The sequence below is a fragment of the Bradyrhizobium sp. Kon69 genome, assembly GCF_055807515.1.
This window is the reverse complement of the sequence record NZ_JBVVOS010000029.1, coordinates 81,102-108,095: the sequence shown is the minus strand read 5'-3', so window position 1 is coordinate 108,095 and position 26,994 is coordinate 81,102. Positions and strand designations below refer to the sequence as shown.

Genomic DNA, 26,994 nt, shown 5'->3' with positions numbered 1-26,994 from the left:
AGGAACTGCTTGGGGCGCACCTCGCGCGAAGCCGGCCACAGCCGCGTTCCGGCACCGCCGCACATGATCAGGGGGATAATGCGTTTGTCCATCGTCATTTCAAACCTTGAGGTCGTTCCGATACCAGGTGACAAAATTACGAATTCCGTGCGCGATCGGCGTTGACGGTGCAAAGCCGGTGTCGCGCATCAGATCCTCGACATCCGCGAACGTTTCCAAAAGGTCTCTCGGCAGCAATTCTTTGATCGCCGTCCGACCCAGCCCCTGCTCCAGAATCCGACGACATGCATCAGCTCTTCCGGATGGTGGTTGCCGACATTGTAGACCTTAGACGGCGCATTTGCGGCAGCCGGGTCATCGGCGGGCATCGAGCCGATGAAATCGGCGGCGCCCGTGACCAAAATCGCCTGATCCCTCATCCTGTTCCCAAGGTCTGCTTCACCCGATCCGTGCCCGATCTTTCGCCTGCGGCGCCTCTTTAGCCTCCGCAACGACGGGGTCGCAATAGCTCCGCTGCCCAGCGTGAGGGCTCTCGATCACCGCTATTGCAAGATCGACGCCAAAACCATACCAAAGCGGCCGAATTCGGCGCCTTGCGTCGGGTTGCTTCAACCCTTGTTCATGCGGGCGAAATGCGCCGAATCCTGCTGTCGACGGCCAAGATCCTGATTTCCGGAGCGCTGCTCTACCTGGCGCTGCGCAAGGTCGATCTGTCCGAACTGTTTTCGCGCTTCACCGTGACCAGCCTGTTCTGGATCGGCTTGGCGATCGCTGTCGCGTTCCTGCAAATCTTCGTCGGCGTGTTGCGCTGGCGCGAGGTCAGCGACGCATGCGGCGCCCCGCTCGAGCTCGGCCGGGCCATGCGCTACAACGTGATCGGATCGTTCTTCAACCAGACCCTGCCCTCGGCGATCGGCGGCGATGCGGTCCGGTTGTGGCTCGTCGCGCGCGCCGGCGCCGGCTGGCGCGCTGCGACCTACTCGATCTTCGTCGATCGCGCGATCGGTTTGATCGCGCTCGCGATCATGATCGTCGCGAGCCTGCCCTGGAGCTACAGCCTCATCGCCGATCCACACGGGCGCTCGGCGCTGCTGCTCGTCGATCTCGCGGCGCTCGCGGGTGGTCTCGGTTTCCTGGTCTTCGGCGCACTGAAATGGAACTGGCTGAGAACCTGGTGGGCCACGCATCACATCCACGCCTGTGCCGTGATCGCCAACCGCGTGATCTTCAGCCGCTCGCGCGGACCAGCCGTCGTGATCCTGTCGCTCGCCGTGCATGTGCTGGCCGTCGTGGTCGCCTGGTGCGTCGTGCAGTCGATCGCGGCGCCGGTCGGCTTCAGCGACGTCTTTATGCTGGTGCCGCCGGTGATGCTGATCACGATGATGCCGATCTCGATCGCCGGCTGGGGCGTGCGTGAAGCCACCATGAGCCTCGCGTTCGGCTTCGCGGGGCTGGCCGCCAACGAGGGGGTCAACGTCTCGCTGCTGTTCGGCGCCGTGTACTTCATCGTCGGCGCGATCGGCGGCCTGGTCTGGATCCTCAGCGCGGAGAAAGCCGCGCAGGGATCGGCGCCGCTCGGGGTGCCGGAGTGAACGCGGCCGTTGACACGCTCGGCGCCGTACCCTCGCTGCTTGCCGTTGCGATTGCCGCGCTGGTGTCGGGCGTCATCACCTGGACCAGCCGTCCCCTGCTCCAGCGTTACGCATTGGCGCGGCCCAACGCGCGGTCCTCTCATCGCATCCCGACCCCGCAGGGTGCAGGCATCGCCGTGATATCAGCGACGCTGCTGGTCGCATCAGCCTGGGCAGCCTGGGCGAACATCGCGATTCCGCCGGCGCTGATCGCTGCAACGGTCTTGATCGCCGTGGTCGGATTTGCCGACGACATCAAGTCGCTGCCGGTGCTCGTGCGTCTCGTGCTGCAGGCCGCAGCCGTCGGCGCCGTCGTGTTCACCACGCCCGAGACCGCGCGCATCGTGCCGGCGCTGCCGCTCGCGCTGGAGCGCGGACTCATCCTGCTGGCGGGCGTGTGGTTCGTGAACCTCGTCAATTTCATGGACGGGCTCGACCTGATGACGGTGGCGGAAGTGGTGCCGGTCACCGCCGCGCTGCTGCTGCTGGGACTGCTCGGCGATTTGTCGTGGCCGGCCGCGCTGATCGCCGCGGCGCTGTGCGGCGCCCTGCTCGGCTTTGCGCCGTTCAACAAGCCGGTCGCGAAAGTCTTCCTGGGCGATGTCGGCAGCCTGCCGATCGGCCTTTTGCTCGGCTGGTGCCTGTTCGAGCTCGCCTGGCGCGGGCAGCCCGCCGCGGCGCTGTTGCTGCCGGCCTATTATCTCGTGGATTCGACCATCACGCTGTTCCGGCGCATCGCAAGGCGCGAGCAATTCTGGTCGGCGCATCGCTCGCATTTCTACCAGCGTGCCACCGACCATGGCTTCACGGTCTCCCGCGTGATCGGGGAGGTGTTCGCGCTCAATCTCGTGCTCGCGGGGCTTGCCATCGTCACCGCTCGCGCCGGCTCGATGACGATCACGCTGTCCGCGCTGTCGGCGGGCGCAATCGCGATCGGCATCGTGCTGCGGCGGTTCTCCCGCCCTCAGGCGTCCTGAGCCACCAGCGCCAGCCGCAGCCCCTCGTCGAGAGACACCGGTGGCTGCCACCCGGTCGCGGTCGCCTTGGCGAGGTTGAGCTCGAGCGAGCCTATCAGGCTGTCATGCGTATCCTGCCGGCCCAACACGCTCAGCAACGTCCCGAGCAGGTCCTGCGGCATGCCGAACAGCCGCGAGCTCTTGCCGGCAGCCTTGGCCAGCCGCTCGATGAACTCGGGCGTCGAGACCTGCTCCCTGTCGGCCACCAGGAAGATCTCGAAATTGCTCGCGGGATCTGGATGAGAGAGCCGGCGCAGGATGAACGACGACAGGTTCTGCACGGCAAGGAAGGCGCGGTGATTGCGGATCGCGGCAAATGGCAGCGGCAGCCCGAGGTTCACCGCACGCGTCAGCAGCGCGAAATTGCCCTTGGCGCCCGCACCATAGACCAGCGGCGGCCTGATCACCGAGACCTTCATGGCGCTGTCGCGCGCCAGCGTCTTCAAGCCCGCTTCGGCCGCGGCCTTGGACATGCCGTAGAGACCGCGCGGCGTCAGGACATCGTCCTCGCTGAACGGCCCGCGGCCCTCATTGCTGCGACCGTGCACGAGAACGGTGCTGATGAAAATGAACTGCCGCACGCCGGCCGTCGCCGCGCTGCGTGCCAGGTGCAGCGTGCCGGCAATGTTGACGTTGCGGTAGAGCTGGACCGCATGCTCTTCGTGCTTGTGATGCACCCGTGCGGCGAGATGAACGACGGCGTCGACGCCTTGAAGCGCGGCCTGCCAGTCGGTTTCGGGGCCGATCGTTTCGATCACGACCTCGTCGTCCATGCCTTCCGGTTTGCGGACCGCGCGGCGGATCGACCATCCCTCGCGCGCCAGTGCGGGCACGACATGACGGCCGACGAAACCGCTCGCCCCCGTCACCAGCACGACTGGCTTGCGCTCGTTCATCGTTGCTCCGGCAGTTCGGGGTTGCGCAACAATTCGTCGACCAGGGCAGCATAGGCGTTCATCGCGGTGACGCGATCGAATTTCGCCGCCGCCTTCACCGCGCGCTCCGCAATGGCGACACCGTCGGAGCGAGACGCCGCGCGGATCGCCTCGGCCAGTTGATCGGCGCGGCCCGGCGTCACGACCCAGCCCAGCCCGTTCTCCACCACGGTCAACGCGGCCTCGGCCTCCGGTTCGGAGACCAGCACCACGGGACGGCCGACCGCCAACAGATTGTAGAACCGGCTCGGCACTGACACCCCCGCAACGTCCTTCCGGTACGGAATGATCCAGAGATTGGCAGCCGCCAGGAATGGTTCGAGCTCGGCATCCTCGACCCGCCCCACGAAGGAGACATTGGGCAAGTTCGCCTCAGTCTGCAACTGCTTCAACCGCTCGAAGCCGATGCCCCAGCCGGAGAGCAGGAAATGGATGTCAGGCTCGTCCCTCAAAAGACGCGCCGCCTCGAACACGATCTCCGGATCATGGGTGAAGCCGAGATTGCCCGACAGGCCGACAACGAAACCCGCCGAGAGCGCTTTGCGGAACGGATTATCCGCCGTCACCGGCCGGGGTGCGGCCACGAGCGTCGCCCAGTTCGGGATGAAGCGGATCTTGTTCCGCGTCATGCCGGAATAGCTCAGTAGCGGCCGTTCCGCATCGCGGCCGATGGTGATGACGGCATTGAGCGCGCGGAACATCAGGCCGTTGGCGGCGCGCATCGTCATGGTGACGATCGAACCGGGCTTCAGCAGGCCCGCCATCACCAGCACGTCCGGGAAGAGGTCGTGCATGATCAGCGCCGAGCGCGCGCCCTTCAGCCTCGCCGCCGCCGCGACTGCGTAAGGCAGCATGAACGGTGCGGTGACGGTGAGCACGACGTCGCCTCGCCTCAACTCCCGTGTCAACGCCAGGAACGTGCGCACCGCGAACAGCAGCTCGGAGGCGCCGCGCCGCACCAGCGCGGCCTTGCCCGCCATGCGGTTCTTGACGGCGACGACCCGCGGCTTGCCCGGGCCGGTCTGCGAGGCCGGCAACGCGCCTGATGAGCCCGACAGCACGACGACCTCGTGATCCCCGGCGATGCGGCAGGCGATCTCGGCCATGATCGCCGCCGTCGTGCTCGGATCGGGCGGGTAGTGCTGGCTCGCCACGACGATCTTGCCTCGAGGCTGCATGATCAGGCCGCGGTCGACCCGAATTCCGGAATCGCGTCCTTCAGAATGGTCCTGATGGTGGCCCGATCGTCGCGCGCGATCGCCTGCTCCAGCGCCGCAATCCATTTGCGCAGCGTCTGCATCGGCGGCTCGTTCGGCTGCGCGGCCATGATGCCGGCGACGCCGATCTCGCGGGTCGGCTCCTCGGAGGCGAACAGGATTTCGTGCAGGCGTTCGCCGGGCCGCATGCCCGTGAACACGATTTCGATGTCGTAGCCGGGTTGCAGGCCCGAGAGACGGATCATGCGCTCGGCAAGATCGACGATCTTCACCGGCTGGCCCATGTTGAGCACGTAGACCGACACGTCCGAACGCTGCGTTCCGAGCGCATGCGTTGCCGCCGTGATGACGAGATCGCAGGCTTCGCGGATGGTCATGAAGTAGCGGACCATGTCGGGATGCGTGACCGTCACGGGACCGCCGGCATCGATCTGGGCCTTGAACTTCGGCACCACCGAGCCGTTCGACGCCAGCACGTTGCCGAACCGAACCGAGATCAGCCGCATCGACCGCCTGGCGCCGCCGTGACCCGCCGCAAGATCATGGTCGAGCGCCTGGCAATACATCTCGGCGAAGCGCTTGGTCAGGCCGAGCATCGACACCGGCTCGATCGCCTTGTCGGTCGAGATCATCACCATGGCTTCGGCGCCGGCACTGTGCGCGGCATCGGCAACGTTGATCGAGCCAAAGATGTTGGTCTTGACGCCCTCGCTCCAGTCGCGCTCGAGGATCGGCACATGCTTGAGCGCGGCGGCATGGAACACGATGTCCGGCTTGAACTCGGCCATCAGGCGCATGATGCGCTCACGGTCGCGGATGTCGGCGATCCGCCCTTCGATCGAAGCAACGGTGCCGAGTGCCGCGAGCGTTTCCGTGATCGCGTAGAGCGCCGGTTCGGAATTTTCCACGATCAGAAGGCGCGCGGCGCCGAACGCGACGACACGTTCGCAGATCTCGGAACCGATCGAGCCGCCCCCGCCGGTGACGATCACCGCCTTGCCCTCGATCAGGGCCTCGAGCCGCGCATAGTCGATCTTTTCGCTCGGCCGCAGCAGCAGGTCCTCGACGGCAACGGCCGTGAGCCGTGGCGTATCGCCACTCTCGAGCGAGGGCATGCGGCTCACGATCACGCCGAGCTTGCGCGCCCGCATCAGGATCGATTCGGGGTGGGCCTCCGGCTCGAATGCCGTCGGCGTCATCACGACGCGCGCGATCCCCTTGCCGCGCTTGGTGAAGTCGGCGACGATATCCTCGATGTCGTCGACGCCGCCCAGGACAGGGACGTTGCGGATGGACTGGCCGCGATCGGAACTCGACGGCGAGAGCACACCGACCGGCCAGATGTGCTTGATCGCCCCGCTCTCGATTCCGCGCAACAGCACCTCGGCGTCCGCGGCGCGGCCGATCAGCAGCGTCGGCGCGGCATCTCCGGTGCGGGCGTGACGCCGAACCCGCGTATAGCGGAAATAGCGGTAGGCCATGCGCAACGCGCTGAGGAAGGAGATCTCGAGGAACCAATAGAGGACGATGGTCACCTTGCCGAGGAAGAAGGCGCCGCGGACGTTGGGGGCGACGAAGATGTAGTCGAGCGCCAGGAGTGCAACCGTCAGCACGGTCGCGACGCGGATGATGTTCAGCGCGTCGGGCAGCGAGATAAAGCGCCATTTCGTCGTGGTCAGGTTGAAGACGAAGAACACGACCACGCTGAAGGCGAGGAAATAGGGCAGGATCTGGATCAGCAGCGGCAGGCGGTCGAAGAAGCCGTCGCCGCCCTCGAAGCGCAGATAGAAGGCGGCGAACAGCGCCGCCGTGGTCGCGAGCAGGTCGTGGAGCGCGATCATGAAATTGCGCAAGGTGAGATGCGAAAGACGCGTCATCCGCTGACCGAAAATCCAGTTAAATGCAACCTGATCGCGCTGATAACCCATCTCGGCCGGACATGCCAGTCAAGGCTTGCCGGCAAAGGTTTGCGTCCGGGCGGCTGTTCAGGAACCGGCTTCCGCCGGCTTCGCATCGGCCTGCTGGGCCCGGATCACCATGCCGCCGGCAACGCCGACACCGATGACGTACATCCAGCCCTCGTGGAAGTCGAACAGATGGGAGTTGAACAGCGAGGTGAAGACGTTCTGGACCACGACCAGGAGGCCGACCCAGTTTGCGAGCCCGTCGCCGCGAAACAACAGCAGATGCAGGATCCAGATGGCGTAGAGAACGGCGACGCCGATGATGCCCCATTGCACGGCAACGTTCAGCGTCTGGTTATGCGGGTTGCCGATCACCTCGGCGGACGCCAGGTACTGATCGCCGGGCGTCGCGGCCCGCTCGAACAATCCACGCGTCGAGCCGGTGCCGTGCCCCTTGATCGGCGCCTCCGCGAAGAAGCCGAGGGATTTCCGCCAGAATTCGAGCCGCAAGCCGGCCGAGGTCGGCGCGCCTGTTTCCACATAGCGGGTATAGTCGCTGGCAAAGCTGTCGGCGGTCTTGCGCAATTGCGGCGAAGCCTGCCAGGCGAGAACCGCGCCCACGAGCAGGGCCGCGGAGATGATCGCGATGCTGCGCCATCTCAGATGAAGCAACGCAAACACACCGAACAGGATCGGAATGGTGAGGAGCGCGGTGCGCGACACCACCACGAACACCATGTTGAGGAAGAAGGCGAGCGCAAGCGCCGTGAGCAGCCCGGCGATCGAGTAGCGCTTCTGACGCAGCAACTGCACGATCGGATAGGCGAGCGCGACCGCGCAAAGCGTGAACTCCTGGCTCTGGTCGATGTAGTTCTTGACGAAAATCCCGCGCTCGACCCGGTCGGATTTGAGCGCGAGGTCTGGGTAGAAGGCGACCAGCCAGGACATCACCGACAACAGCGCGCAGGACATCAGGAAGGCGACGAACACCCAATGTCCGCGCGGCGAGCGCGCAAAATGATAGAGCAGGACCGGCAGCACCAGCAACTTGACGGTCGGATTGACGGCGTAGAATCGCGCGCCCCAGGCCGCGTCCGACCACAGCGTCCCGACCAGCGCGAGCAGGACCAGAGCAATCGGCGCCGCGCAGATCGGACGCCTGAGCGATTGCAGGAACTCGCGGACGTCGAGGAACGGCACCATGCAGAGAAGCATCAGGACATTGAAGATCGCCGCAAGCGACGTCGACCATGGCAGCGAGGCCGCGGTCAGGATCGCGAACAGATCGACCGTCTCGGACCAGGCCGCCGGACTGCGCAGACGCCGCCACAGCACCTGGCCGGTCGTCTCCCCGGTGAGCGTCGTCACTTGCCCTCTCCCCGCGCGCGATGAACCAGCGCGGTCGTGCTGAAGCCCTGGAGAATGTCGACCAGCACCACCGTCCCGCCGGCGGCCTCAACGACCTCGTGACCGACCACCTGCTCGCGGGTGTAATCGCCCCCTTTGATCAGCGCGCTCGGCTTGATGCGGGTGATCAGGTCGATCGGCGTATCCTCATCGAAAATAACCACGAGATCGACGGCTTCGAGCGCCGCCAGCACTTCCGCACGCGCCCGCTCGTCCTGAACGGGGCGGTCGGCGCCCTTCAGCCGCCGCACCGAGGCGTCGCTGTTGAGGCCCACGATCAGGCGGTCGCAGGCGGAGCGCGCCGCTGTCAGCACCTTGACGTGGCCGGGATGCAGGATGTCGAAGCAGCCATTGGTGAAGCCGACGCGTTGGCCTTGCTTCTTCCATTCCGCGAGCTGCGCGTCGAGCGCACCGGGCTCGAGCACGATCTTCTCTTCGGCCGCGAGATAGGCATGCGGCAATATCTTTCGCTTCAGCTCGGCCACACTCACGCTTGCGGTGCCCTGCTTGCCGACGGCGACGGCGGCCGCGGCACTGGCCATGCGTAGCGCCGTGTCCCAGTCCGCGCCCGTGGCAAGCGACACCGCGAGCGCCGCCGCAACGGTGTCGCCGGCGCCGGAGACGTCGCGCACCTTGACGGGAAACGCCGGAACGTGAACGGCCTCGCCGTTGCGCGGCACCAGCGTCATGCCGTGCTCGCCTTGGGTGACCAGGATCGCTTCGCAATCGGCGAGCCGCATCACGTCCTCGCTGGCGTCGACGATGCTCTGCGGCGTGTCGGCGCGGCTTCGGGTCGCTTCCGAAAATTCCTTGCGATTGGGCGTGAGCAGCGTGGCGCCGCGATAGATCGCCCAGTTCAGGCTTTTGGGATCGACGATCACGGGCTTGCCGAGTTTTCGCGCGGCGTCGATGGTGTGGCGGATGACGCGGGCGGTCAGCACCCCCTTGGCGTAGTCGGACAGCAGCACGACGTCGGCGCGCGCGATCTGCGGCAGGATCGCTTCGATCAGCTTGGTCTCGATCGTATCGGATGCAGGCTGTGCCTGCTCCCAATCCGCACGCAGCATATGCGTGGAAAAATGCTCGGAGACGAAACGGACCTTTCGCGTGGTCGGACGCGAGGGATCGCACACCAGAACGCTTTCTATTGCGCCCTGCTCCGCAAGCGTCGAGGCGAGCTGCCTGCCCGCATCGTCCTCGCCGACGAGGCCGACGAAGATGCAGCGCGCGCCGAGCGCGGCGACGTTGCGCGCGACATTGCCGGCACCCCCGACATGGATCTCGCTGCGCTGTGCCGCGATGACCGGCGCCGGCGCTTCCGGCGAGATCCGCGACACCTCGCCATAGACGAACTCGTCCAGCATGATGTCGCCGATGCACAGGACCGTGCGGCCCGAGATGGCTTGCGCGAGGGCATCGAAATCGAGAATGGGCGTCGGCATGGTGATGGGCCTCAGCGGAAGCGGTCGGGCCGGTCGAGATAATCCCCGACATAGGCCTTCACCGCGTCCTCGAGCGTCGTGAAGCCGCCATTATAGCCGGCGCGGTGGAGGCGATCGACCTCGCTCTGGGTGAAGTACTGGTAGCTGCCGCGGATCTGCTCGGGCATGTCGATGTATTCGATGTTGGGCTTGGCGCCGAGCGCGGCATAAGCCGACAGCATCAGATCCCTGAAGCTGCGCGCCTTGCCGGTGCCGACGTTGAAGATGCCGGACACCGACGGCGTTGCCAGCAGCCACATGATCACGCGCACGACGTCGTCGACATAGATGAAATCGCGGCGCTGGTCGCCGTCCGCGATGCCCTCGCGATGCGACTTGAACAATTGCACGACGCGGCCCGCTTTGACGTCGTCGAAGCGCCGCGCCAGCACGCTCATCATCGAGCCCTTGTGGTATTCGTTGGGGCCGAACACGTTGAAGAATTTCAGTCCGGCCCATTGCGGCGGCAGCTTCTCGCCCTTCGCTGCGCGCTCGGCGACGGCGAGATCGAACAGGTGCTTGCTCCAGCCGTAGAGATTCATCGGCCGCAGTTTCTTCAGCGCGGCGACCGAGGCATCGTCGTCAAATCCTGCCTCACCGTCGCCATAGGTCGCCGCCGAGGAGGCGTAGATCAACGGCACCGCATTCGCGTTGCACCAGTCCAGGAGGCGCATCGACAGGCGGAAATTGGTCTCGAATACCAGGTCGCCGTCGGTCGCAGTGGTCGCGGATATCGCCCCGAGATGGATCACGGCATCGAGCTTGCGGCCCTTGAGCCAGTCCGGCAGCTCAGCCGGCGGCACGATATCCACAAGCTGCCGCTTGGCGAGGTTGCGCCATTTGCCCTCGTTGCCAAGGAAATCGCAGACGACGACATCGCTGCGGCCGGCCTCGTTCAGTGCGGCGACGACATTCGATCCGATAAAACCGGCCCCGCCGGTCACCAGCAACATTTCACCTAGCCTGCCCGATGTTTTGCGACCCGATCTTGCCCTAGCGCATGATCCTCCAAAGTGTAAGCGGTTTTGGGATGGTCGCTCTGCCGGCTTTACCTGCCGGCCCGGAGCGGCTAACCGAACCGCCACATCAGCGCACCCCGGCTTTATTAACGAATGAACCAAGATTCGCAACTTAGTGGCGAGACAGATCGGGGCGACACGCGGCCGATCCTGATCGTCCCCTACATGTGGATCGGCGATTTCGTCCGGAATCACACCGTCGTCCGGGTCCTGAACGAGCGCTGGCCGAACCGGCCGGTCGATCTCCTCACGACCTCCCTGTGTGCGCCCCTGGTCGATTACATGCCCGGCGTGCGCGATGGGATTGTCTGGGACCTGCCGCGCGGCCGGCTCGCCGTGAGCCGCCAGCTCGGCCTGGCGAAGCTCCTGCGCGAGCGGAGCTACGGCACCGCCCTGGTGCTGCCCCGGACCTGGAAGGCCGCCATCGCGCCCGCTTTGGCCGGGATTCCGGAAAGGGTCGGCTTCGTCGGCGAATTCCGGTTCGGCCTGCTCAACCGCTGGCGCTGGGGCGAGAAGAAGCTGCCCCGCTTCATCGACAAGAACGCCGCCCTCGCCCAGCCCAATGGCGCCCCGCTGCCGCCGGAATGGCCGGTGCCGCAATTGCGGGTCCCGGCAGAGGACGTCGTCCGCTGGCGGCAGGCCAACGGTCTGAGCGCAGGCGCTGCCGTGGCGCTGGCCCCCGGCTCGGTCGGGGTGTCAAAACGCTGGACCTACTATCCCGAGGCCGCCCGCTTGCTCGCCGAGCGCGGCCTCGAGGTCTGGGTGGTCGGCGGCCCCGGGGAAAAGGGCCTGGCCCAGGAGATCGTCGCGGCCGGCGGCCCGGGGGTCCGGGACCTCACCGGCAACGATCTGCGCAACGGCGTGCTGGCCATGGCTGCGGCCGGCGTTGCGATCTCCAACGATTCCGGCCTGATGCACATCGCAGCCGCCCTGGGCACGCCGACCATGGGCATCTTCGGCCCGACCAGCCCTTATCTCTGGGCCCCCCTCAACGGCCTCGCCGCGACCGTGGTCCAGGACAAGAGCGTGCTGTCCTGCCAACCCTGCCAGAGCACGATCTGCAAGATGAACGATCACCGCTGCATGCGAGATATCGCGGCGAGCGAGGTGGTCGAGATTGCGCAGCGGGTGCTGGGTGAGGCGGGGACAAGGGCTTCGACGTGAGCGTGGAGGTCAAAACTGCTTCGGCAGCCCAGCCTGTTTCAGAACTGCGTTCGCTGTATGCCGAGATTTGATATTGTTATCGACCGTAAAGCGGATACCTGAGACCGGGCTCTCCCAAATGTCGTGGTCGCCGCGCCCACGTCGAACAAAGAAGCATCCCGCCTTTTCCAGAATTCGTTTCAATTCCGGAGTAAAGCTATTCATGCGGCTTCTTTTGCGGAGCCGATCTTTATGCGTTTGGAGAAGCTCGCGATCACCTCGACGGGGACTTCATACCCTTCAGTGGCGCCTTCACCCTCCAACAAGTCGCGAATAAGGTCGGGCAACTTGGCATCGAGCTCATCAAGGCTCGCAGCTTCCGTGACGAGTCCCGGAAGGTCGGAACTCTCGGCAGTCCACACAGATGCTTCGGTATCCCAAGTCGCTCGAACGACGATGAGATGGCCCATTTTCAGCGTACCCTCTGCGGCGATTTCCTTCATCAAAGCAGCCCTCATCAGTCATGGCAACCGCATAGCAAGCAGAGTGCCAGATAACGCATTAAACCTGAGTTAGTCTCGCCAAGGTTGGGGAAACCCGCCTCCGCGACATAACGCACTGATTTTGATGCGCATTTTTGCGCGCATCCATGTTGGGGAATGTCGATTGGGGAAAGGGTTTTCCGCTCGGGGACGTACTCTGACAGCGGGGGCAGCAAACCTTCGACGATGAACTTTAGACCTGTTTTGCCCGACGAGTCAAATTCATTTCGTAAAATCAGCAGCCCATGACACCGACCGCCAAGTCATTGATTCCGTTATCATCGGCTACTGTGCATGGGGTTGTTTTCGCGGTTTTTGTTTTGCGCACACAAAAGCTCGGGCTCAAAGCAGCGGCCGATAGACCTCGCCGATCCGCGCCGCTTCCGCATCGAGGCTGAACCGTTCGAGCACCCTTGCCCGCCCGCGCTCGCCCATAGCGATCGCGGCGGCCACGTCACGCATCAGCGGTTCGACCGCTGCGGCCAGCGCATCCGCGTCACCGGTCGGGACCAGCACGCCGGTCACGCCATCCTCCACCACGAGCTCGGCCGCGCCGGCGCGCGCGGCGACCAGCGCGCTGCCGGCCGCCATCGCCTCGATCAAGGTCAGGCCAAAACCTTCGTTGCGCGAGGTGAAGGCGTAGATCGTCAGCCGCTGATACCAGCGCTGCACGTCTTCGATCGGCAGCTCGCCAGTGATGACGATGCGCGATTGCAGGCCGGCGGCCTCGATCCGTTTCTTCAGGTCGTTTGCAAAAGCGGTTTGCTCAGGTGTGACCTGGCCGACGATAACAGCGGTGAAATCCGGATAGCGCGGCAGCAAGCGGCACATCGCATCGACGAACACATCGGTGCCCTTCTGCGCGCGCACCCGGCCGAAGCAGCCGATCGCGTAGCGGCCCGGCAGCGCGGCTTCCGCGAAGGCGGCAGTGCGGTCGAGCGGCGGCGCATAGACGGCAGTGTCGACGCCGTGCGGAATCACGGTCGCCTTCACTTTCAGGAACGAGGCCGAAAGATCCGATGTCGCGATGATCGCGTCCATGCGCCGGATCAGCCAGCGCGTGATCCAGCTATGATGGCGCTGTGCCGCCGAGGTGAAGACGAGCTTGAGCGGCCAACCGAGCGCGCGCAACAGCACGCCCGCGATCATCTCGTTGTTGCGGCGCGCGTGCCAGATCACCGGCGCCTTGCGGCGCCACAATCTCAGGAGATCGGCACCGCCCAGGCGCGCGATGCCCTCCGGCGCGTCGGAGCCGAACCACGCGGCGCGATAGAGCTTTGCCAGCCGCGGCGCCACCATCCGGTTGGTCGCGGTGACCCCGGAATAGCGCCTGTGCAGATTTGGCACGATCACTTCGAGATCGCTTGGGGAATTCGCCACGCCACGCTCCGTTTCGAAAGTCCCTATACGCAACATTAAGCATAGTGACCAGTTCAGCCGCGCCGATACCCACTCTTCACCACGTAAACGTTAGCTTGGAGCGTTGATCGAAGACGGGTGAGATCATGACTGTGCTTGTCACCGGCGGTGCCGGCTATATCGGAAGCCACACGGTTCTGGCGCTGGCGGAAGCCGGCGAGGACGTCGTCGTGATCGACGATCTCTCGACCGGTTTCTCGGCCTATCTGCCCGAAGGCGTGCCGCTGTTCATTGGCGATGCCGGCGACGAGAACCTGCTCGAAGGCGTGATCGCCCAGCACAACATCGAGAGCATCATCCATTTCGCGGGCTCGGTGGTCGTGCCGGATTCGATGCGCGACCCGCTCGGCTATTATCGCAATAATTTCACGACCGCGCGCAACCTGCTCAACGTCGCGGTCAAGCGCGGCATCGACCGCTTCATCTTCTCCTCGACCGCGGCGGTCTACGGCGATCCGGACCAGGTGCCGGTGCCCGAGCATGCGCCGACACGGCCGCTGTCACCCTACGGTTCGTCGAAGCTGATGACCGAGATCATGCTGCACGACGTCGCCGCCGCCTACGGCATGCAATACGTGACCCTGCGCTATTTCAACGTTGCGGGTGCCGATCCGCAGGCCCGCATCGGCCTTGCCACCGTCGGCGCCACGCACCTGCTCAAGATCGCGGTGGAAGCCGCGACCGGCCAGCGCGCCAAGATCGACGTGTTCGGCACCGACTATCCGACCCAGGACGGCAGCTGCATCCGCGATTTCATCCATGTCACGGACCTGTCGCAGGCGCATCGCTCGGCGCTCGCCTATTTGCGCAACGGCGGCGCCTCGACGACGCTCAATTGCGGCTATGGCCGCGGCTACTCGGTGCTGGAGACCATCGACGCGGTGCGCCGTGTCTCGGGCCGCAGCTTCGCCGTGCAATACGCCCCGCGTCGGCCCGGCGACATCATGACCATGGTCGCCGACACCAGCCGCATCCGCGGCCTGCTCGATTGGAAGCCGCAATACGACGACCTCGAGACCATCGCCGCCCATGCGCTGGCCTGGGAGGACAAGCTGTTCCGCGAGCGTCACGGCGAGCTCCGCCACGCCGCCTCGGCCTAGATTCCATCCGGGCGCAAGCCCTTAATTGGGCTTGAAAAGCGCTGGCTTAGCGGGCACAGAGGCCGTTCGATCCCTGACGCGCGGGCAGGCGTTTTCCTGTGCCGTCAATGGACTGCGGATGGCTCAGTTTCCAAAGAAAATCACCGACGATCCCTATGCGGCTGCGGTGCTGATTCGCCGCCTGGTCACGGAACAGGGGATCGTCTACTGGCGGCGCTACCTCGTTGCCTTCGCGCTGATGGCGCTTGCCGCCGGATCGACCGCGGGCGCGACCTACGTGCTCGGCCAGGTCATCAACCAGGCCTATGTCGACAAGAACATCCCGGGCATCGCGATGTTCTCGGGCATCACGGTGATCCTGCTCTTCATCAAGGGCGTGGCGACCTACGGCCACATGGTGATCCTGACCAAGATCTCCAACGCGATCCTCGCCACCAACCAGCGCCAGCTGTTCGCCAAGCTGATGCGCGAGAGCGTCGGCTTCTTCTCCGAGCGGCATTCGTCGGAATTTCTGGCGCGGCTGACAGCCGGCGCAAAGTCCATCACCGATGTCCTCAACATGCTGGTCAATGCGGTCGGGCGCGACCTCATGATGCTGCTCGCCATGATCGGCGTGATGGTGTGGCAGGACCCGGTGATGTCGTTCATCGGCCTCGTCGCCGTGCCGCCGGCGATGCTGGTGCTGCGCAAGCTGGTCAAGCGCATCAAGGGCCTCGCCTACAACCAGTTTACCGGCACCGCCGACATCCTGGAGACGATGCAGGAATCGCTGCAGGGCATCCGCACGGTGAAAGCGTTCACGCTCGAAGACACCATGCAGAACCGCATCGACGAGAATATCGCGATCGTCGAGCGCAACGCCAACAAGATGGCCCGCGTCGCCAACCGCTCCAATCCGCTGATGGAGATGCTCGGCGGCTTCGCAGTCGCCGGCTGTTTGCTTTACGGCGGCTATAGCGTGGTCGCGCTCAACGCCACGCCCGGTGCGTTCTTTTCCTTCATGACCGCGTTCCTGATGGCGACCGAGCCGGCCAAGCGGCTGGCGCGGCTCAACATCGACCTCAACAGCCAACTCGTCGGCGCCCGCATGCTGCTGGAAGTCGTCGACAGCCCCGCGAGCGAGCATTCCGACGACGACAAGCCGGCGCTGAAACTCTCGAACGCACGCATCGAGCTGCGTGACGTCAGCTTTTCCTATCGCAACGGTGAGACCGTCCTTAACCGCATGAGTTTTGTTGCCGAGCCTGGCAAGGTCACTGCGCTGGTCGGTCCCTCCGGCGGCGGCAAATCGACCGTGCTGGGGTTGCTGCTGCGCTTCTACGAGGTGACGCAAGGCGACATCGTGATCGACGGCCAGTCGATCGGCGCCGTCTCGCGAAAATCGCTGCGGGCTCAGACCGCCTATGTCGGCCAGGACGTCTATCTGTTCCGCGACACCATCCGCAACAACATCGCCTTCGGCCGCGCGGGCGCGACCGAAGAACACATCATCGATGCTGCGAAAGCAGCCTGCGCGCATGATTTCATCATGGGCTTCCCGCTCGGCTACGACACGCCCGTCGGCGAGCACGGTACGCAATTGTCTGGCGGCCAGCGCCAGCGCATCGCGGTCGCGCGCGCGCTGATCAAGAACGCGCCGATCATCCTGCTCGACGAAGCCACCGCCGCGCTCGATTCGGAGTCCGAGCGCCAGGTGCAGGAGGCGATCGAGCATCTCTGCCAGAACCGCACCACCATCGTGATCGCGCATCGCCTGCACACCATCATGCACGCCGATGCGATCCTGGTGGTCGAGGGCGGCGAGATCGTCGAGCAGGGCCGGCATGACGAGCTGCTCCGCCGCGGCGGGCGCTACGCGTCGTTCTTCCGCCTGCAACATCACGACGCCGGCGCTCTGGCGCCGATCAGCGCAACCGCATAGAGTTCCCTTCACCTCAAGAGCAGCGAGATCGCACCATGAACGCCGCCTCCTACGTCATCCCGCTTCCGACCCAGGCTTCGCTTCCCGTCGTCGGGGAAAGCGGCCGATATCCCGTGCGCCGCATCTGGTGCGTCGGTCGCAACTATCTCGAGCACATCCGCGAGATGGGCAATGACGAGCGCGCCCCGCCGTTCTTCTTCGCCAAGCACGCCGACATGCTGGTGCCCGACGGCGCCACGATTCCTTATCCGCCCCTAACCAAGGATTTGCATCACGAGGTCGAGCTGATCGTCGCGATGAAGAGCGGCGGCCTCAACATTCCCGCCGACAAGGCGCTCGAGCATGTCTACGGCTATGCCGTCGGCATCGACCTGACCCGCCGCGACCTCCAGATCGCCTCGCGCAAGAAGGAGCGTCCGTGGGAGGTCGGCAAGTCGTTCGACTATTCGGCGCCCTGCTCCGCGGTGCAGCCGGCGTCGAAGATCGGCCATCCCGCCAAGGGCAAGATCTGGCTCACGGTCAACGGCAAGGAAGCGCAGAAAGGCGACCTCACCGAGCTGATCTGGAACGTGCCCGAGATCATCTGGCAGCTCTCGCAGCAGGTGAAGCTCGCCGCCGGCGACATCATCATGACGGGCACGCCGGCCGGCGTGTCGCAGCTCCAGCCCGGCGACAAGCTTGAATGCGGCGTCGACGGCGTCGGCACGCTGAAGGTCTCGATCGGCCAACCCGAGTAAGGCTCACGGCGGCTCTACCTAAGAAGGCCTCGGGCATGTCCGGGGCCTTTTTCATTTCGCTGGCGGACGATGCCGATCTACCAGGCCTTCACCGGCCGATCGGCGTGGCTTGTCTGCGGCACACCGCGATTGAGCGACATGTGGGAATGCACGCACAGCCAACCATCGCCATGTCTTGAAAACACCATCGTGGCCCGGCCGGGGCGCGGAAACGCGCTGCCGTCGGGATGATAGCCCGTGCTCGTCCACGGCACGATCACGGTCGCCATTGTGCCATCGGACGATGCCAGGATCGAAGCCTGGTCGATGACGAAACGGAAGTCGGCCGTCTTCGGCCAGACGTTGTCCCATTGCGTGGTGACCCATTGGTCAAGACCTGGGATGACGTCGTTATGTGTGCCGAAGGCCAGCACATCCGGATGGAAGAGCGGCCGCGCCGAAGCATAGTCGACCTCGCGGACATAGCCCGCGAAGGTCTCCAGCCAGTGGCGAAAGAACTGCGTGATCTCGGTATTCGCGGTCGGCAAGGAGGCCATCGCCTGCTCCATGTTCGGCAACTCAATCGCGGCAATCTTTGTTGCCATGAGGCGAACCGTCCAGCAAGATATGTGGAGAGCACCGGTGGAGATCGATCGACGAACCGGGCTGATTTCATGGAGCCAGACTCATGAGACGCCTTCTCCTGCTTGCGGCCACGCTTATCGTCTCGAGCAACGTTGCCAGCGCGCAGTCCGGTCAGCCCTATGCCGGCCTTGAGCAGCGCCCCATCAAGGCGCTGTCGCACCAGCAGATCGACGATCTTCGAGCCGGACGTGGCATGGGCCTGGCGCTTGCCGCCGAACTCAATGGATATCCCGGTCCGAGCCATGTTCTTGAGTTCGGTGACCGGCTTGACTTGACCGCGGATCAGCGCATCCGGGTTCAGCGCCTGTTCGAGGCCATGAAGCAAGAGGCGGTCCCGCTGGGTAACAAGCTGGTCGAGCAGGAAACGGAGTTGGACCGGCTCTTTTCTGCCCGCGTCGTGACATCGGAGTCACTCAAGGCGACTCTCGTTGCCATTTCGGAAACCCAGGCACTGCTCCGCGAAAGCCACCTCAAATATCATCTGTCGACAACCGCCTTGCTCGACCAGAGCCAGATGCAGCGATACGCGGAGCTGCGAGGTTACCAACGCCCTGATGGCTCCGAAGCACACAAGCACCGTCACTAAACGCGATCACCGCAATGCCACAGCACGATGAGACCGAGCATCAGCGCCGTCAGTGAATATTTTGAGCGTGCAGTAGACGTTGCAATTCCATTCCTTGACCTTGCGGCTCGCAAGATTGATCTCGTAGAGCTTGCCGAATACCTTGTTGAGCAGGCCGACGCTCTCGCCGTCGATGTTCTGCGTTGCAACCACATCAATCTCGGCGACAGCACCGAGAAACTGATGGCGCAGTTCGGCGGCCCCTTCCATGTCGGGCCGAGCGGGCTGGAGAAGACCGAGCTCTGGACCTATCACCCATGGCCCTTCTCATTCGAAGTGCAGGCGGACCGTGTCACGTCAATCCGGATTAGCAATCCGACCGTCCAGTAATGGATTGTACGGGGCCCTGGTCACGCCCGTGACAGGGCCTGGAGACCCTTGAAGGTCAGGCGCTTGGGGTCGGTGACGCCGGCGAGATACAGGCGGCGGATGAACGCGATGACGGCGTCGCGGTCACAATCGGTCAACGCGACGACGGCGTCGACCGCGATTCTCTGGGCTTCCATTGGGCTCACCTCGGCCTTGCAAGTAACCCCGGCCGAGACAGGCTAGGACTCCGCGGTTAATCCGGCGTTAACCGTTCGGGCAGCATGGCTGATTCAGCCTAGCGGCCGTATACGCAAAACAACGCATTGCCCGTGCGCGCAGCGGCTCACCCCGCAGTGATGCTGTTCTTGAGCCGAGCAAACTGCTTCTTCAGCCGCGGCACCGCAAAGTCCGTGAAGGTCCGGACCTTCGGCACCGAGAGCCGGCCCTGCGGACAGATCAAATGCGCGGGCATCTCGGGATCCTCGTCGCCGGGCAGCACGATCTCGAGCTCGCCGCGCGCGACCTGCTCACCCACCTGGTACGAATACATTCGCGCCACACCGCGGCCGGCGACGGCCGAGGCCACCGCCGCATAGGTGCTGTTGACGACAAGGCGCGGCGTGAACTGTACCGTGCGGGCTGCCGACGAGCCGGCCTGCGGCGCAAAGGTCCACGAATTGGGAAGGTGGGCCATCGCGACGATCTGGTGCTTGGCGAGATCGCCGGGCTCGGTGATGCGCGGGTGCTGCTTCAGATAGCGTGGTGATGCCACCACGACGCGGCTGATCTCGCCGACCCGCATCGCGACCATCGCTGAATCTGCGAGATGGCCGATGCGGAGCGCGACGTCGACCCCCTCCTCGATCAGATTGACCGCGCGATCGAACAGCAGGAGTTTTGCCGACACGGTCGGATAGGCGTCGAGAAACGCATCGAGGATCGGCCGCAGCACCATCTCACCCGACACCACCGGGGCAGTGATCGTGAGCAAGCCCCGGGGCGCCGTGCGCGGTCCGGCCGCGATGTCGTCGGCCTCCTCCAACTCGGTCAGCACGCGCCTGCAGACCGCGACATAGCGCTCGCCCTCCTCGCTCAGCTTGATGGAGCGTGTGGTCCGGTGCAGCAGCTCGGCACCGACCCGCTGCTCCAGGAAAGCAATGGCGCGGCTGACCGCCGCCGGCGAACGGCCGAGCTTGCGGCCCGCAGCGGCAAGGCTGCCCTCGTCCACCGCAAGGACAAACACCTTCATCGCATCCAGACGATCCATACGTTTCCCGCCAGCCCATCGAGCTCCGAATGCAAGCTAGGCGTTCGCTCCCGCTGCGACAACCACTGCCGGGCGCCGGTCCGGCATTCGTTCGCGCCGCGAAAGAGTGTCTGTCGGACAGCGCATATTCGCAGCCGGCCCGCTGCGGCGTACCTCATCCGGCAAGCCAGCGGTCGCTGGCACAGGTTCTGAAAGCCAACAACAGGAGCCCATCATGGGTATCGAACAGAAGGTTGCCATCATCACCGGTGCTTCGCAGGGCATCGGTGCCGCTCTCGTCCAGGGTTTTCGCGATCGAAACTATCGCGTCGTCGCGACAGCGCGCTCCATCAAGCCGTCGGGCGACGACGATGTCCTCGCCATTGCCGGCGACATCGCCGACCGGAACACCGCCGAGCGGGTGGTCTCGCAAGCCGTCGCCCGCTTCGGCCGCGTCGACACGCTGGTCAACAACGCCGGCATTTTCGTCGCAAAGCCGTTCACGCAGTACACGGCGGAGGACTATGCGGCGGTGATGGGTACCAACGTCGCGGGCTTCTTCCACGTCACGCAGCTCGCTATCGCCGAGATGGAGAAGCAGGGGTCCGGCCACGTTGTCCAGATCACAACCACGCTGGTCGACCAGGCCAATTCGAACGTGCCCTCGGTGCTGGCCTCGCTGAGCAAGGGCGGGTTGAGCGCCGCGACCAAGTCGCTCGCGATCGAATATGCCAAGCGCGGTATCCGCGTGAACGCGGTGTCGCCCGGCATCATCAAGTCGCCGATGCATCCCGTCGCAACGCACGCCCAGCTCAATGCGCTGCATCCCGTCGGCCATATGGGCGAGATGTCCGACATCGTCGACGCCGTGCTCTATCTCGAGGGTGCCTCCTTCGTCACCGGCGAGATCCTACATGTCGACGGCGGCCAGAGCGCCGGCCACTGAACGCTAGCGCCTTCGCGCGCACGAGGACGACATGACAGACGCAGATGCCAAGCAGCAAGTTCATCCCCGACCGCATCAGCGGTCGGGTTCGACATCAGAGATTTCTTCACAGCAAACCTGGCGATATGCGGTAGCCGGATTGTCAGCATCGCTGGTCGGACTTGGCCTCGCGCGCTTTTCCTACACGCCGCTGATCCCGGCCCTGATCGCCGCAAAATGGTTCGACCCGTCCGACGTCGTCTATCTCGGTGCAGCGAACCTGGCCGGCTATCTCGCCGGCGCGCTCGCGGCGCGGACAGTGGCCGCGCGCATCGGCGCCGTTTGCGCTTTGCGGGCGATGATGTTGCTCGCGACCCTCTCTTTTTTTGCCAGCTCAACCCCGGTGTCGTTCACCTGGTTTTTCGCCTGGCGCTTCCTGTCGGGGCTCACCGGCGGAATCATCATGGTGCTGGCGGCCTCCGTCATTCTGCCCCATACCTCGGCAGCGAAGCGCGGCGTGGTCGGCGGTGTGATCTTTGCCGGTGTCGGGCTCGGTGTCGCCGCATCGGGCACGCTGGTGCCGCTATTGCTGCAGCAAGGCTTGCAACAGAGTTGGTATGGTCTTGGCGTGGTCTCGGGCACTCTCACGCTGGTGAGCTGGTGGAACTGGCCTGCCCAGGCCAAGACCGATACCGTGTCATCGCAGCGGGCGAAGCACGCTTCGCCCGCCGTTCGCGGCTTGCTCGTCCAATACGGCCTCAACGCGGTGGCGCTGGTGCCGCACATGGTCTTCATCGTCGATTTCGTCGCGCGCGGCCTCGGCCAAGGTATTGCCGCGGGATCGCACTACTGGGTGCTCTACGGCCTTGGCGCAATCGTCGGCCCCCTGGTCACCGGTCATCTCGGCGATCGCGCCGGGTTTGGACCCGCGCTACGCGCCGCCTTCCTGATCGAAGCGGCCGCCGTGTTGCTCCCGACCGTCAGTACCGCGCCTCTCTCGCTGATCGTGTCGAGCGTGGTGGTCGGCGGGTTCACACCCGGCATCGTACCGCTCGTGCTCGGACGTATCCATGAGGTGGTCCCCCATTCTGCCGAGCAGCAGCGCAGGACGTGGAGCCATGCCACCACCAGCTTTGCGCTGTTCCAGGCGGCCGCGGCCTACGGCTTCTCCTGGATCTACGCGCAGACCGGCGGTGATTATCTCGTGCTGTTCGCGCTGGGCGGCGGCGCCATCGTTCTCGCACTCGCGATTGATCTTGCGCTGCCGCTTGCCACCCGCAAGGCTTAGGTCGTCGCGATCAGGAATATTGCATCACGCCGTCGTCGATCCGGCCGAACCGCAAGGAGACGATGTCGAGCGCGTAGTTCTGGTAGAGCCGCCACGGCTGCTTCGAGCCTTGCTTCGGCATCTTTGCGACCGAGCGCTGCACATAACCCGAGGTGAAATCGAGCGATGGCTGCGCCGTGATCGTGGGATCGTCATTATGCGGCATGCACTGCCGGAAATTGTGCCGGTCCATATAGTTGATGAGGCGGCAGACATACTCGCAGGTGAGGTCGCATTTCAGCGTCCATGATGCGTTGGTGTAGCCGAAGGCGGAGGCCATGTTAGGCACGTCGGCATACATCATGCCTTTGTAGGTCAGCGTATTGGCGAAATCGACGGTGCGGCCGTCGACGCTCACCTCCAACCCGCCGACGACCTGGAGCACCAGTCCCGTCGCGGTCACGATGATGTCCGCCGCAAGCTCGCTGCCGTCCTTCAGGCGGATGCCGCCCTGGGTGAACATGTCGATCTCTTTAGTCACCACGGAGGCGCGCTGCTCGCGGATCGCCTTGAACAGATCGCCATCCGGCACGAGGCAGAGCCGCTGGTCCCAGGGATTGTAGCGCGGCGTGAAATGGGTCGCGACGTCGTAGTCGGGGCCGAGCGCCATCTGCACGCCCTTGAGAACCAGCTCCTTCACCTTCGCAGGGCGGCGCCGACTGAGCTGGAAGAAGAACATCCCCCACATCACGTTGCGCCAGCGGATCAGGTGATAGGCAAGCCGCGTCGGCAGATTGCGCCGCAATCTGTTGGCGACGGGATCCTGCGCCGGCCGTGACACCACATAGGTCGGCGAGCGCTGCAGCATGGTGACCTGCGCGGCGGTCTTGGCGAGCTCCGGCACCAGCGTCACCGCAGTCGCGCCCGAGCCAATCACGACGACGCGCTTGCCTGCGCAGTCGATGTCGTCGGTCCATTTCTGCGGATGCACGATGCGGCCGGCGAAATCGGCGACCCCCGGAAACTCCGGCGTATATCCGGCCTCGTATTTGTAATAGCCCGAGCACATGAACAGGAAATTGCAGGTGAAGCGCACGGTTTCGATAGCGCCCTCGCCGGTGATGCGCTCGGCCTCGACAGTCCAGCGCGCCTCATTCGTCGACCACCCGGCGCGCTTGACGTGATGGCGGAAGCGGATGTGCTTCTCGATGCCGTTCTCGGCCGCGGTTTCGCGAACGTAGTTGAGGATTTGCGCGCCGTCGGCGATCGCCTTCGGATCGGTCCACGGCTTGAAGGAATAGCCGAGCGTGAACATGTCGCTGTCGGAGCGGACGCCGGGATAGCGAAACAGGTCCCAGGTGCCGCCGATGCAGTCGCGCCCCTCGAGGATGACGTAGCTCTTGCCCGGACATTTGGTCTGAAGATGATAGCCCGCGCCGATGCCGGACAGGCCGGCACCGACGATCAGCACGTCGAAATGGTCTTGCGACATTTGTTTCCTCCGCTGCCAACGATTGTCTGACCGGGACGATCCCTCGTCAACTAGCAATCGGCCCCTGACACAACCGCGAGGAAACACGTGCGTCGCACTCAAAAACAACAAAGCCCCGGATCGCTCCGGGGCTCTGCGTCGATGATCGATGTGATCAGCGGATCAGTAGCGATAATGGTCCGACTTGTACGGACCTTCCTGCTTGACGCCGATGTAGTCGGCTTGGTCCTTGCGCAGCTCGGTCAGCTTGACGCCGATCTTGGCGAGGTGCAGGCGCGCCACCTTTTCGTCGAGCGACTTCGGCAGCACGTAGACTTCCTTCTTGTACTTGCCGTCCTTGTTGTTGGCGAAAAGCTCGATCTGCGCCAGCGTCTGGTTGGTGAAGGAGGCCGACATCACGAAGGACGGATGGCCCATCGCATTGCCGAGATTCACGAGGCGGCCTTCCGACAGCATGATGATGCGGTGCTTGTCGGGGAACTCGATCTCGTCGACCTGCGGCTTGATGTTGGTCCATTTCAGGTTACGCAGACCCGCGATCTGGATCTCGTTGTCGAAGTGACCGATGTTGCAGACGATGGCGCGATCCTTCATCGCGCGCATGTGCTCGATCGTGATGATGTCCTTGTTGCCGGTCGCGGTGACGAAGATGTCGGCGCGGGGCGCGGCGTCTTCCATGGTCACGACTTCATAGCCTTCCATCGCTGCCTGCAGCGCGCAGATCGGATCGACTTCGGAGACCAAGACGCGGCAGCCGGCCTGGCGCAGCGAGGCGGCCGAACCCTTGCCGACGTCGCCGAAGCCCGCAACCATCGCGATCTTGCCGGACATCATCACGTCGGTGCCGCGGCGGATGCCGTCGACCAGCGATTCACGGCAGCCATAGAGGTTGTCGAACTTCGACTTGGTGACGCTGTCGTTGACGTTGATGGCCGGCCATAGCAGCGTGCCCGCCTTCTGCATGTCATAGAGACGATGCACGCCCGTGGTGGTCTCTTCGGAAACGCCCTTGATGCTCTTGGCGATCTCGGCGAAGTAGCCCTTCGGCTTCTCCTTGAGCTGCTTCTTCAGAAGCGCGAAGAAGACTTCCTCTTCTTCCGAGCCCGGCTTGTCCAGGAATTTGGTGTCGCCGTTCTCGGCGCGCAGACCGAGATGGACGTACATGGTGGCGTCGCCGCCGTCGTCGAGGATCATGTTCGGGTGACCGCCGCCGTGCCAGTCGAACAGCTTGGCGGTGTAGTCCCAGTACTCGGTAAGGCTCTCACCCTTGACGGCGAATACCGGAATGCCGGCAGCTGCGATCGCCGCCGCGGCGTGGTCCTGCGTCGAATAGATGTTGCAGGAGACCCAGCGGATGTCGGCGCCGAGCGCGGCCAGCGTCTCGATCAGCACGCCGGTCTGGATTGTCATGTGCAGCGAGCCGGCGATGCGCGCGCCCTTCAGCGGCTGCTTCGGGCCGTACTCCTCGCGGGTGGCCATCAGGCCAGGCATCTCGGTCTCGGCGAGCGAGAGCTCCTTGCGGCCGAAATCGGCGAGCGAAATGTCCTTGACGATGTAATCGGTGAAGCCGGGCTTCGCGTTCATGTCTGTTTCCTAGTGGTGGGTCTGGCGTGTCAGTAACGAAGCAAACGAAGCGCCTTGCGGCACAGTCTTCTCCCTCTCCCCGTTCTTACGGGGAGAGGGCTGGGGTGAGGGCTCCATCCGCGCACTGAGCCAGTGGAGTGTCCCCCTCACCCGCCGCTTCGCGGCGACCTCTCCCCGCAAGCGGGGCGAGGTAAGAGCGTTTAGACGGCGCGCTTGAGCGCTTCGACGAGATCGGTCTTCTCCCAGGAGAAGCCGCCCTCGTTGTCGGGGGTACGGCCGAAGTGGCCATAGGCGGAGGTGCGCGCGTAGATCGGGCGGTTGAGATCGAGATGGCTGCGGATGCCACGCGGGGTGAGATCCATCGCCTTGGCGGCGGCCTTCTCGAGCTGTTCCTCGGAGACCTTACCGGTGCCGTGGGTGTCGATGTAGATCGACAGCGGACGCGCCACACCGATGGCGTAGGCGAGCTGTAATGTGCAGCGATCCGCAAGACCGGCCGCGACGATGTTCTTGGCGACGTAGCGGGCAGCGTAAGCCGCGGAGCGGTCGACCTTGGTCGGATCCTTGCCGGAGAACGCGCCGCCGCCGTGCGGGGCCGCGCCACCATAGGTGTCGACGATGATCTTGCGGCCAGTCAGGCCGGAATCGCCGTCGGGACCGCCGATGTAGAACTTGCCGGTCGGGTTGATGTGCCAGATGGTCTTCGCAGTGATCCATTCCTTCGGCAGCGCCTCGCGCACATAGGGCTCGACGATGTCGCGAATTTGCTTGGACGAGATGTCCTCGACGAGATGCTGATGCGACACCACGATCTCGCGCACGCCGACCGGCTTGCCGTTCTCGTACTGCACGGTGACCTGGCTCTTGGAGTCCGGGCCCAACACCTTCTCGCGGCCGGAGTGGCGCGCTTCCGAGATGAGGCGCAGGATCTTATGGGCGTAGAAGATCGGCGCCGGCATCAGATCCGGCGTCTCGTTGGTGGCGTAGCCGAACATGATGCCCTGGTCGCCCGCGCCCTCTTCCTTGACTTCGCCCGGCTGCAGCGCATCCACGCCCTGCGCGATGTCGGCGGACTGCGGATGCAGCAGGATCTCGATGTCGGCCTTCTGCCAGTGGAAACCTTCCTGCTCGTAGCCGATGTCCTTGATCGCGGCGCGCACGACGCCTTCGATCTGCTCGTTGGTGACGGACGCAGGACCGCGGGTCTCACCGGCGATCACGACCTTGTTGGTGGTCGCGAGCGTTTCGCAGGCGGCGCGAATTTGCCAGGGATCGATGCCGGCTTTCGGTCCTTCGCGGTAGAACAGATCGACGATCTCGTCGGAGATCCGGTCGCACACCTTGTCCGGATGGCCTTCGGACACGGACTCGCTGGTGAAGAGATAGGACGCGCGCATCAGTAACCCCTTGTTCCGCCGCTAGCTGGCGGGCGTTGCGATATTTAGCTTTG

25 protein-coding genes and 2 pseudogenes are annotated in these 26,994 nt (G+C 64.5%); 9 read left to right on the top strand and 18 right to left on the bottom strand.

What is annotated here, in order from left to right:
- Window positions 1–92: sugar phosphate nucleotidyltransferase (locus AC0L3U_RS31375; protein WP_473364350.1), on the bottom strand; the 92-nt coding region annotated here is incomplete at its 3' end.
- A 7-nt stretch (window positions 93–99) separates the two neighbouring features.
- Window positions 100–377 (bottom strand): annotated as a pseudogene (locus tag AC0L3U_RS31370) (UDP-glucuronate 5-epimerase); the annotation flags it as partial.
- 255 nt (window positions 378–632) lie between these two features.
- On the opposite strand from AC0L3U_RS31370, the gene AC0L3U_RS31365 reads away from it, so the two are divergent.
- Together AC0L3U_RS31365 and AC0L3U_RS31360 are read left to right on the top strand one after the other, a co-directional pair.
- Window positions 633–1,592, top strand: coding sequence for a lysylphosphatidylglycerol synthase transmembrane domain-containing protein (locus tag AC0L3U_RS31365; RefSeq protein WP_473364347.1), 960 nt, complete (start codon window positions 633–635; stop codon window positions 1,590–1,592).
- The gene (locus AC0L3U_RS31360) at window positions 1,589–2,608 is read left to right on the top strand and encodes an MraY family glycosyltransferase (RefSeq protein ID WP_473364346.1); all 1,020 of its coding nucleotides are present in this window, start codon (window positions 1,589–1,591) and stop codon (window positions 2,606–2,608) included. The genes AC0L3U_RS31365 and AC0L3U_RS31360 overlap by 4 nt, the downstream gene beginning before the upstream one ends.
- Here the strand turns inward: AC0L3U_RS31360 and AC0L3U_RS31355 are convergent.
- From AC0L3U_RS31355 to rfaD, 6 genes are all read right to left on the bottom strand, one after another.
- Complete coding sequence (locus AC0L3U_RS31355; RefSeq protein WP_473364345.1) at window positions 2,596–3,543, bottom strand: NAD-dependent epimerase/dehydratase family protein; 948 nt, start codon at window positions 3,541–3,543, stop codon at window positions 2,596–2,598. The genes AC0L3U_RS31360 and AC0L3U_RS31355 overlap by 13 nt on opposite strands.
- The gene (locus AC0L3U_RS31350; RefSeq protein ID WP_473364344.1) at window positions 3,540–4,760 is read right to left on the bottom strand and encodes a glycosyltransferase family 4 protein; all 1,221 of its coding nucleotides are present in this window, start codon (window positions 4,758–4,760) and stop codon (window positions 3,540–3,542) included. The genes AC0L3U_RS31355 and AC0L3U_RS31350 overlap by 4 nt, the downstream gene beginning before the upstream one ends.
- A 2-nt stretch (window positions 4,761–4,762) precedes the next feature.
- Window positions 4,763–6,676: an SDR family NAD(P)-dependent oxidoreductase gene (locus AC0L3U_RS31345; RefSeq protein WP_473364343.1), complete on the bottom strand. Its 1,914-nt coding sequence runs from the start codon at window positions 6,674–6,676 to the stop codon at window positions 4,763–4,765.
- A gap of 108 nt (window positions 6,677–6,784) precedes the next feature.
- Window positions 6,785–8,071, bottom strand: a complete 1,287-nt coding sequence (locus tag AC0L3U_RS31340; protein WP_473364342.1) for an O-antigen ligase family protein — start codon at window positions 8,069–8,071, stop codon at window positions 6,785–6,787.
- Window positions 8,068–9,552 carry a D-glycero-beta-D-manno-heptose-7-phosphate kinase gene (gene rfaE1, locus AC0L3U_RS31335; protein WP_473364341.1) on the bottom strand — a complete coding sequence of 495 codons (1,485 nt, stop codon included), beginning with the start codon at window positions 9,550–9,552 and terminating at the stop codon, window positions 8,068–8,070. Before rfaE1 ends, AC0L3U_RS31340 begins: the two co-directional genes overlap by 4 nt.
- A gap of 11 nt (window positions 9,553–9,563) precedes the next feature.
- The gene (gene rfaD, locus AC0L3U_RS31330; RefSeq protein ID WP_473364340.1) at window positions 9,564–10,544 is read right to left on the bottom strand and encodes an ADP-glyceromanno-heptose 6-epimerase; all 981 of its coding nucleotides are present in this window, start codon (window positions 10,542–10,544) and stop codon (window positions 9,564–9,566) included.
- 159 nt (window positions 10,545–10,703) lie between these two features.
- On the opposite strand from rfaD, the gene waaF reads away from it, so the two are divergent.
- Complete coding sequence (gene waaF, locus AC0L3U_RS31325; RefSeq protein WP_473364339.1) at window positions 10,704–11,774, top strand: lipopolysaccharide heptosyltransferase II; 1,071 nt, start codon at window positions 10,704–10,706, stop codon at window positions 11,772–11,774.
- A 9-nt stretch (window positions 11,775–11,783) separates the two neighbouring features.
- On the opposite strand, the gene AC0L3U_RS31320 is transcribed toward waaF, so the two are convergent.
- The 3 genes from AC0L3U_RS31320 to AC0L3U_RS31310 all read right to left on the bottom strand — a co-directional run bounded on the left by AC0L3U_RS31320 (window position 11,784) and on the right by AC0L3U_RS31310 (window position 13,675).
- Window positions 11,784–11,978, bottom strand: a complete 195-nt coding sequence (locus tag AC0L3U_RS31320; RefSeq protein WP_007612469.1) for a type II toxin-antitoxin system HicA family toxin — start codon at window positions 11,976–11,978, stop codon at window positions 11,784–11,786.
- Window positions 11,975–12,256 carry a DUF1902 domain-containing protein gene (locus AC0L3U_RS31315; protein ID WP_473364338.1) on the bottom strand — a complete coding sequence of 94 codons (282 nt, stop codon included), beginning with the start codon at window positions 12,254–12,256 and terminating at the stop codon, window positions 11,975–11,977. Before AC0L3U_RS31315 ends, AC0L3U_RS31320 begins: the two co-directional genes overlap by 4 nt.
- 381 nt (window positions 12,257–12,637) lie before the next feature.
- Entirely contained in the window at window positions 12,638–13,675 is a 1,038-nt protein-coding gene (locus tag AC0L3U_RS31310) for a glycosyltransferase family 4 protein (protein WP_473364337.1), read from the bottom strand.
- A 125-nt stretch (window positions 13,676–13,800) separates the two neighbouring features.
- Here AC0L3U_RS31310 and galE point away from each other — a divergent pair, with 125 nt between their 5' ends.
- From galE to AC0L3U_RS31295, 3 genes are all read left to right on the top strand, one after another.
- Complete coding sequence (gene galE / locus AC0L3U_RS31305; RefSeq protein WP_007612473.1) at window positions 13,801–14,814, top strand: UDP-glucose 4-epimerase GalE; 1,014 nt, start codon at window positions 13,801–13,803, stop codon at window positions 14,812–14,814.
- A 118-nt stretch (window positions 14,815–14,932) separates the two neighbouring features.
- Entirely contained in the window at window positions 14,933–16,735 is a 1,803-nt protein-coding gene (locus AC0L3U_RS31300; protein WP_473364336.1) for an ABC transporter ATP-binding protein, read from the top strand.
- Between the two features lie 35 nt (window positions 16,736–16,770).
- The gene (locus tag AC0L3U_RS31295) at window positions 16,771–17,472 is read left to right on the top strand and encodes a fumarylacetoacetate hydrolase family protein (protein ID WP_473364335.1); all 702 of its coding nucleotides are present in this window, start codon (window positions 16,771–16,773) and stop codon (window positions 17,470–17,472) included.
- A 77-nt stretch (window positions 17,473–17,549) separates the two neighbouring features.
- On the opposite strand, the gene AC0L3U_RS31290 is transcribed toward AC0L3U_RS31295, so the two are convergent.
- Window positions 17,550–18,008, bottom strand: coding sequence for a YybH family protein (locus AC0L3U_RS31290; RefSeq protein WP_473364349.1), 459 nt, complete (start codon window positions 18,006–18,008; stop codon window positions 17,550–17,552).
- 131 nt (window positions 18,009–18,139) lie between these two features.
- Here AC0L3U_RS31290 and AC0L3U_RS31285 point away from each other — a divergent pair, with 131 nt between their 5' ends.
- Window positions 18,140–18,682: a hypothetical protein gene (locus tag AC0L3U_RS31285; RefSeq protein ID WP_473364334.1), complete on the top strand. Its 543-nt coding sequence runs from the start codon at window positions 18,140–18,142 to the stop codon at window positions 18,680–18,682.
- Here AC0L3U_RS31285 and AC0L3U_RS31280 read toward each other — a convergent pair.
- The 3 genes and pseudogenes from AC0L3U_RS31280 to AC0L3U_RS31270 all read right to left on the bottom strand — a co-directional run.
- Window positions 18,679–18,868: pseudogene (locus tag AC0L3U_RS31280) on the bottom strand (hypothetical protein); the annotation flags it as partial. The gene AC0L3U_RS31285 and the pseudogene AC0L3U_RS31280 sit on opposite strands and share 4 nt — an antisense overlap.
- 203 nt (window positions 18,869–19,071) lie before the next feature.
- The gene (locus tag AC0L3U_RS31275; RefSeq protein ID WP_007612486.1) at window positions 19,072–19,227 is read right to left on the bottom strand and encodes a hypothetical protein; all 156 of its coding nucleotides are present in this window, start codon (window positions 19,225–19,227) and stop codon (window positions 19,072–19,074) included.
- Window positions 19,228–19,373: 146 nt separating this feature from the next.
- Window positions 19,374–20,297, bottom strand: a complete 924-nt coding sequence (locus tag AC0L3U_RS31270; protein WP_473364333.1) for a LysR family transcriptional regulator — start codon at window positions 20,295–20,297, stop codon at window positions 19,374–19,376.
- 214 nt (window positions 20,298–20,511) lie between these two features.
- On the opposite strand from AC0L3U_RS31270, the gene AC0L3U_RS31265 reads away from it, so the two are divergent.
- The gene (locus AC0L3U_RS31265) at window positions 20,512–21,222 is read left to right on the top strand and encodes an SDR family NAD(P)-dependent oxidoreductase (protein WP_473364332.1); all 711 of its coding nucleotides are present in this window, start codon (window positions 20,512–20,514) and stop codon (window positions 21,220–21,222) included.
- Window positions 21,223–21,253: 31 nt separating this feature from the next.
- A complete protein-coding gene (locus AC0L3U_RS31260) occupies window positions 21,254–22,489 on the top strand; it encodes a YbfB/YjiJ family MFS transporter (protein WP_473364331.1) in 1,236 nt (411 codons plus the stop codon).
- A gap of 10 nt (window positions 22,490–22,499) precedes the next feature.
- Here the strand turns inward: AC0L3U_RS31260 and AC0L3U_RS31255 are convergent, their stop codons facing one another.
- From AC0L3U_RS31255 to metK, 3 genes are all read right to left on the bottom strand, one after another.
- Window positions 22,500–23,960 carry a flavin-containing monooxygenase gene (locus AC0L3U_RS31255; RefSeq protein ID WP_473364330.1) on the bottom strand — a complete coding sequence of 487 codons (1,461 nt, stop codon included), beginning with the start codon at window positions 23,958–23,960 and terminating at the stop codon, window positions 22,500–22,502.
- A 162-nt stretch (window positions 23,961–24,122) separates the two neighbouring features.
- Window positions 24,123–25,544, bottom strand: coding sequence for an adenosylhomocysteinase (gene ahcY / locus AC0L3U_RS31250; protein WP_473364329.1), 1,422 nt, complete (start codon window positions 25,542–25,544; stop codon window positions 24,123–24,125).
- Window positions 25,545–25,744: 200 nt separating this feature from the next.
- Entirely contained in the window at window positions 25,745–26,941 is a 1,197-nt protein-coding gene (metK, locus tag AC0L3U_RS31245; RefSeq protein WP_007601978.1) for a methionine adenosyltransferase, read from the bottom strand.
- Window positions 26,942–26,994: the final 53 nt, after the last annotated feature.

Coding starts and splice junctions, on each gene's coding strand:
- AC0L3U_RS31365 (WP_473364347.1), top strand. CDS start 633: ATGCGCCGAATCCTGCTGTCGACGGCCAAGATCCTGATTTCCGGAGCG.
- AC0L3U_RS31355 (WP_473364345.1), bottom strand. CDS start 3,543: ATGAACGAGCGCAAGCCAGTCGTGCTGGTGACGGGGGCGAGCGGTTTC.
- AC0L3U_RS31350 (WP_473364344.1), bottom strand. CDS start 4,760: ATGCAGCCTCGAGGCAAGATCGTCGTGGCGAGCCAGCACTACCCGCCC.
- AC0L3U_RS31345 (WP_473364343.1), bottom strand. CDS start 6,676: ATGACGCGTCTTTCGCATCTCACCTTGCGCAATTTCATGATCGCGCTC.
- rfaE1 (WP_473364341.1), bottom strand. CDS start 9,552: ATGCCGACGCCCATTCTCGATTTCGATGCCCTCGCGCAAGCCATCTCG.
- rfaD (WP_473364340.1), bottom strand. CDS start 10,544: ATGTTGCTGGTGACCGGCGGGGCCGGTTTTATCGGATCGAATGTCGTC.
- waaF (WP_473364339.1), top strand. CDS start 10,704: ATGAACCAAGATTCGCAACTTAGTGGCGAGACAGATCGGGGCGACACG.
- AC0L3U_RS31320 (WP_007612469.1), bottom strand. CDS start 11,978: ATGAATAGCTTTACTCCGGAATTGAAACGAATTCTGGAAAAGGCGGGA.
- AC0L3U_RS31315 (WP_473364338.1), bottom strand. CDS start 12,256: ATGAAGGAAATCGCCGCAGAGGGTACGCTGAAAATGGGCCATCTCATC.
- galE (WP_007612473.1), top strand. CDS start 13,801: ATGACTGTGCTTGTCACCGGCGGTGCCGGCTATATCGGAAGCCACACG.
- AC0L3U_RS31300 (WP_473364336.1), top strand. CDS start 14,933: ATGGCTCAGTTTCCAAAGAAAATCACCGACGATCCCTATGCGGCTGCG.
- AC0L3U_RS31295 (WP_473364335.1), top strand. CDS start 16,771: ATGAACGCCGCCTCCTACGTCATCCCGCTTCCGACCCAGGCTTCGCTT.
- AC0L3U_RS31290 (WP_473364349.1), bottom strand. CDS start 18,008: ATGGCCTCCTTGCCGACCGCGAATACCGAGATCACGCAGTTCTTTCGC.
- AC0L3U_RS31285 (WP_473364334.1), top strand. CDS start 18,140: ATGAGACGCCTTCTCCTGCTTGCGGCCACGCTTATCGTCTCGAGCAAC.
- AC0L3U_RS31275 (WP_007612486.1), bottom strand. CDS start 19,227: ATGGAAGCCCAGAGAATCGCGGTCGACGCCGTCGTCGCGTTGACCGAT.
- AC0L3U_RS31270 (WP_473364333.1), bottom strand. CDS start 20,297: ATGGATCGTCTGGATGCGATGAAGGTGTTTGTCCTTGCGGTGGACGAG.
- AC0L3U_RS31265 (WP_473364332.1), top strand. CDS start 20,512: ATGGGTATCGAACAGAAGGTTGCCATCATCACCGGTGCTTCGCAGGGC.
- AC0L3U_RS31260 (WP_473364331.1), top strand. CDS start 21,254: ATGACAGACGCAGATGCCAAGCAGCAAGTTCATCCCCGACCGCATCAG.
- AC0L3U_RS31255 (WP_473364330.1), bottom strand. CDS start 23,960: ATGTCGCAAGACCATTTCGACGTGCTGATCGTCGGTGCCGGCCTGTCC.
- ahcY (WP_473364329.1), bottom strand. CDS start 25,544: ATGAACGCGAAGCCCGGCTTCACCGATTACATCGTCAAGGACATTTCG.
- metK (WP_007601978.1), bottom strand. CDS start 26,941: ATGCGCGCGTCCTATCTCTTCACCAGCGAGTCCGTGTCCGAAGGCCAT.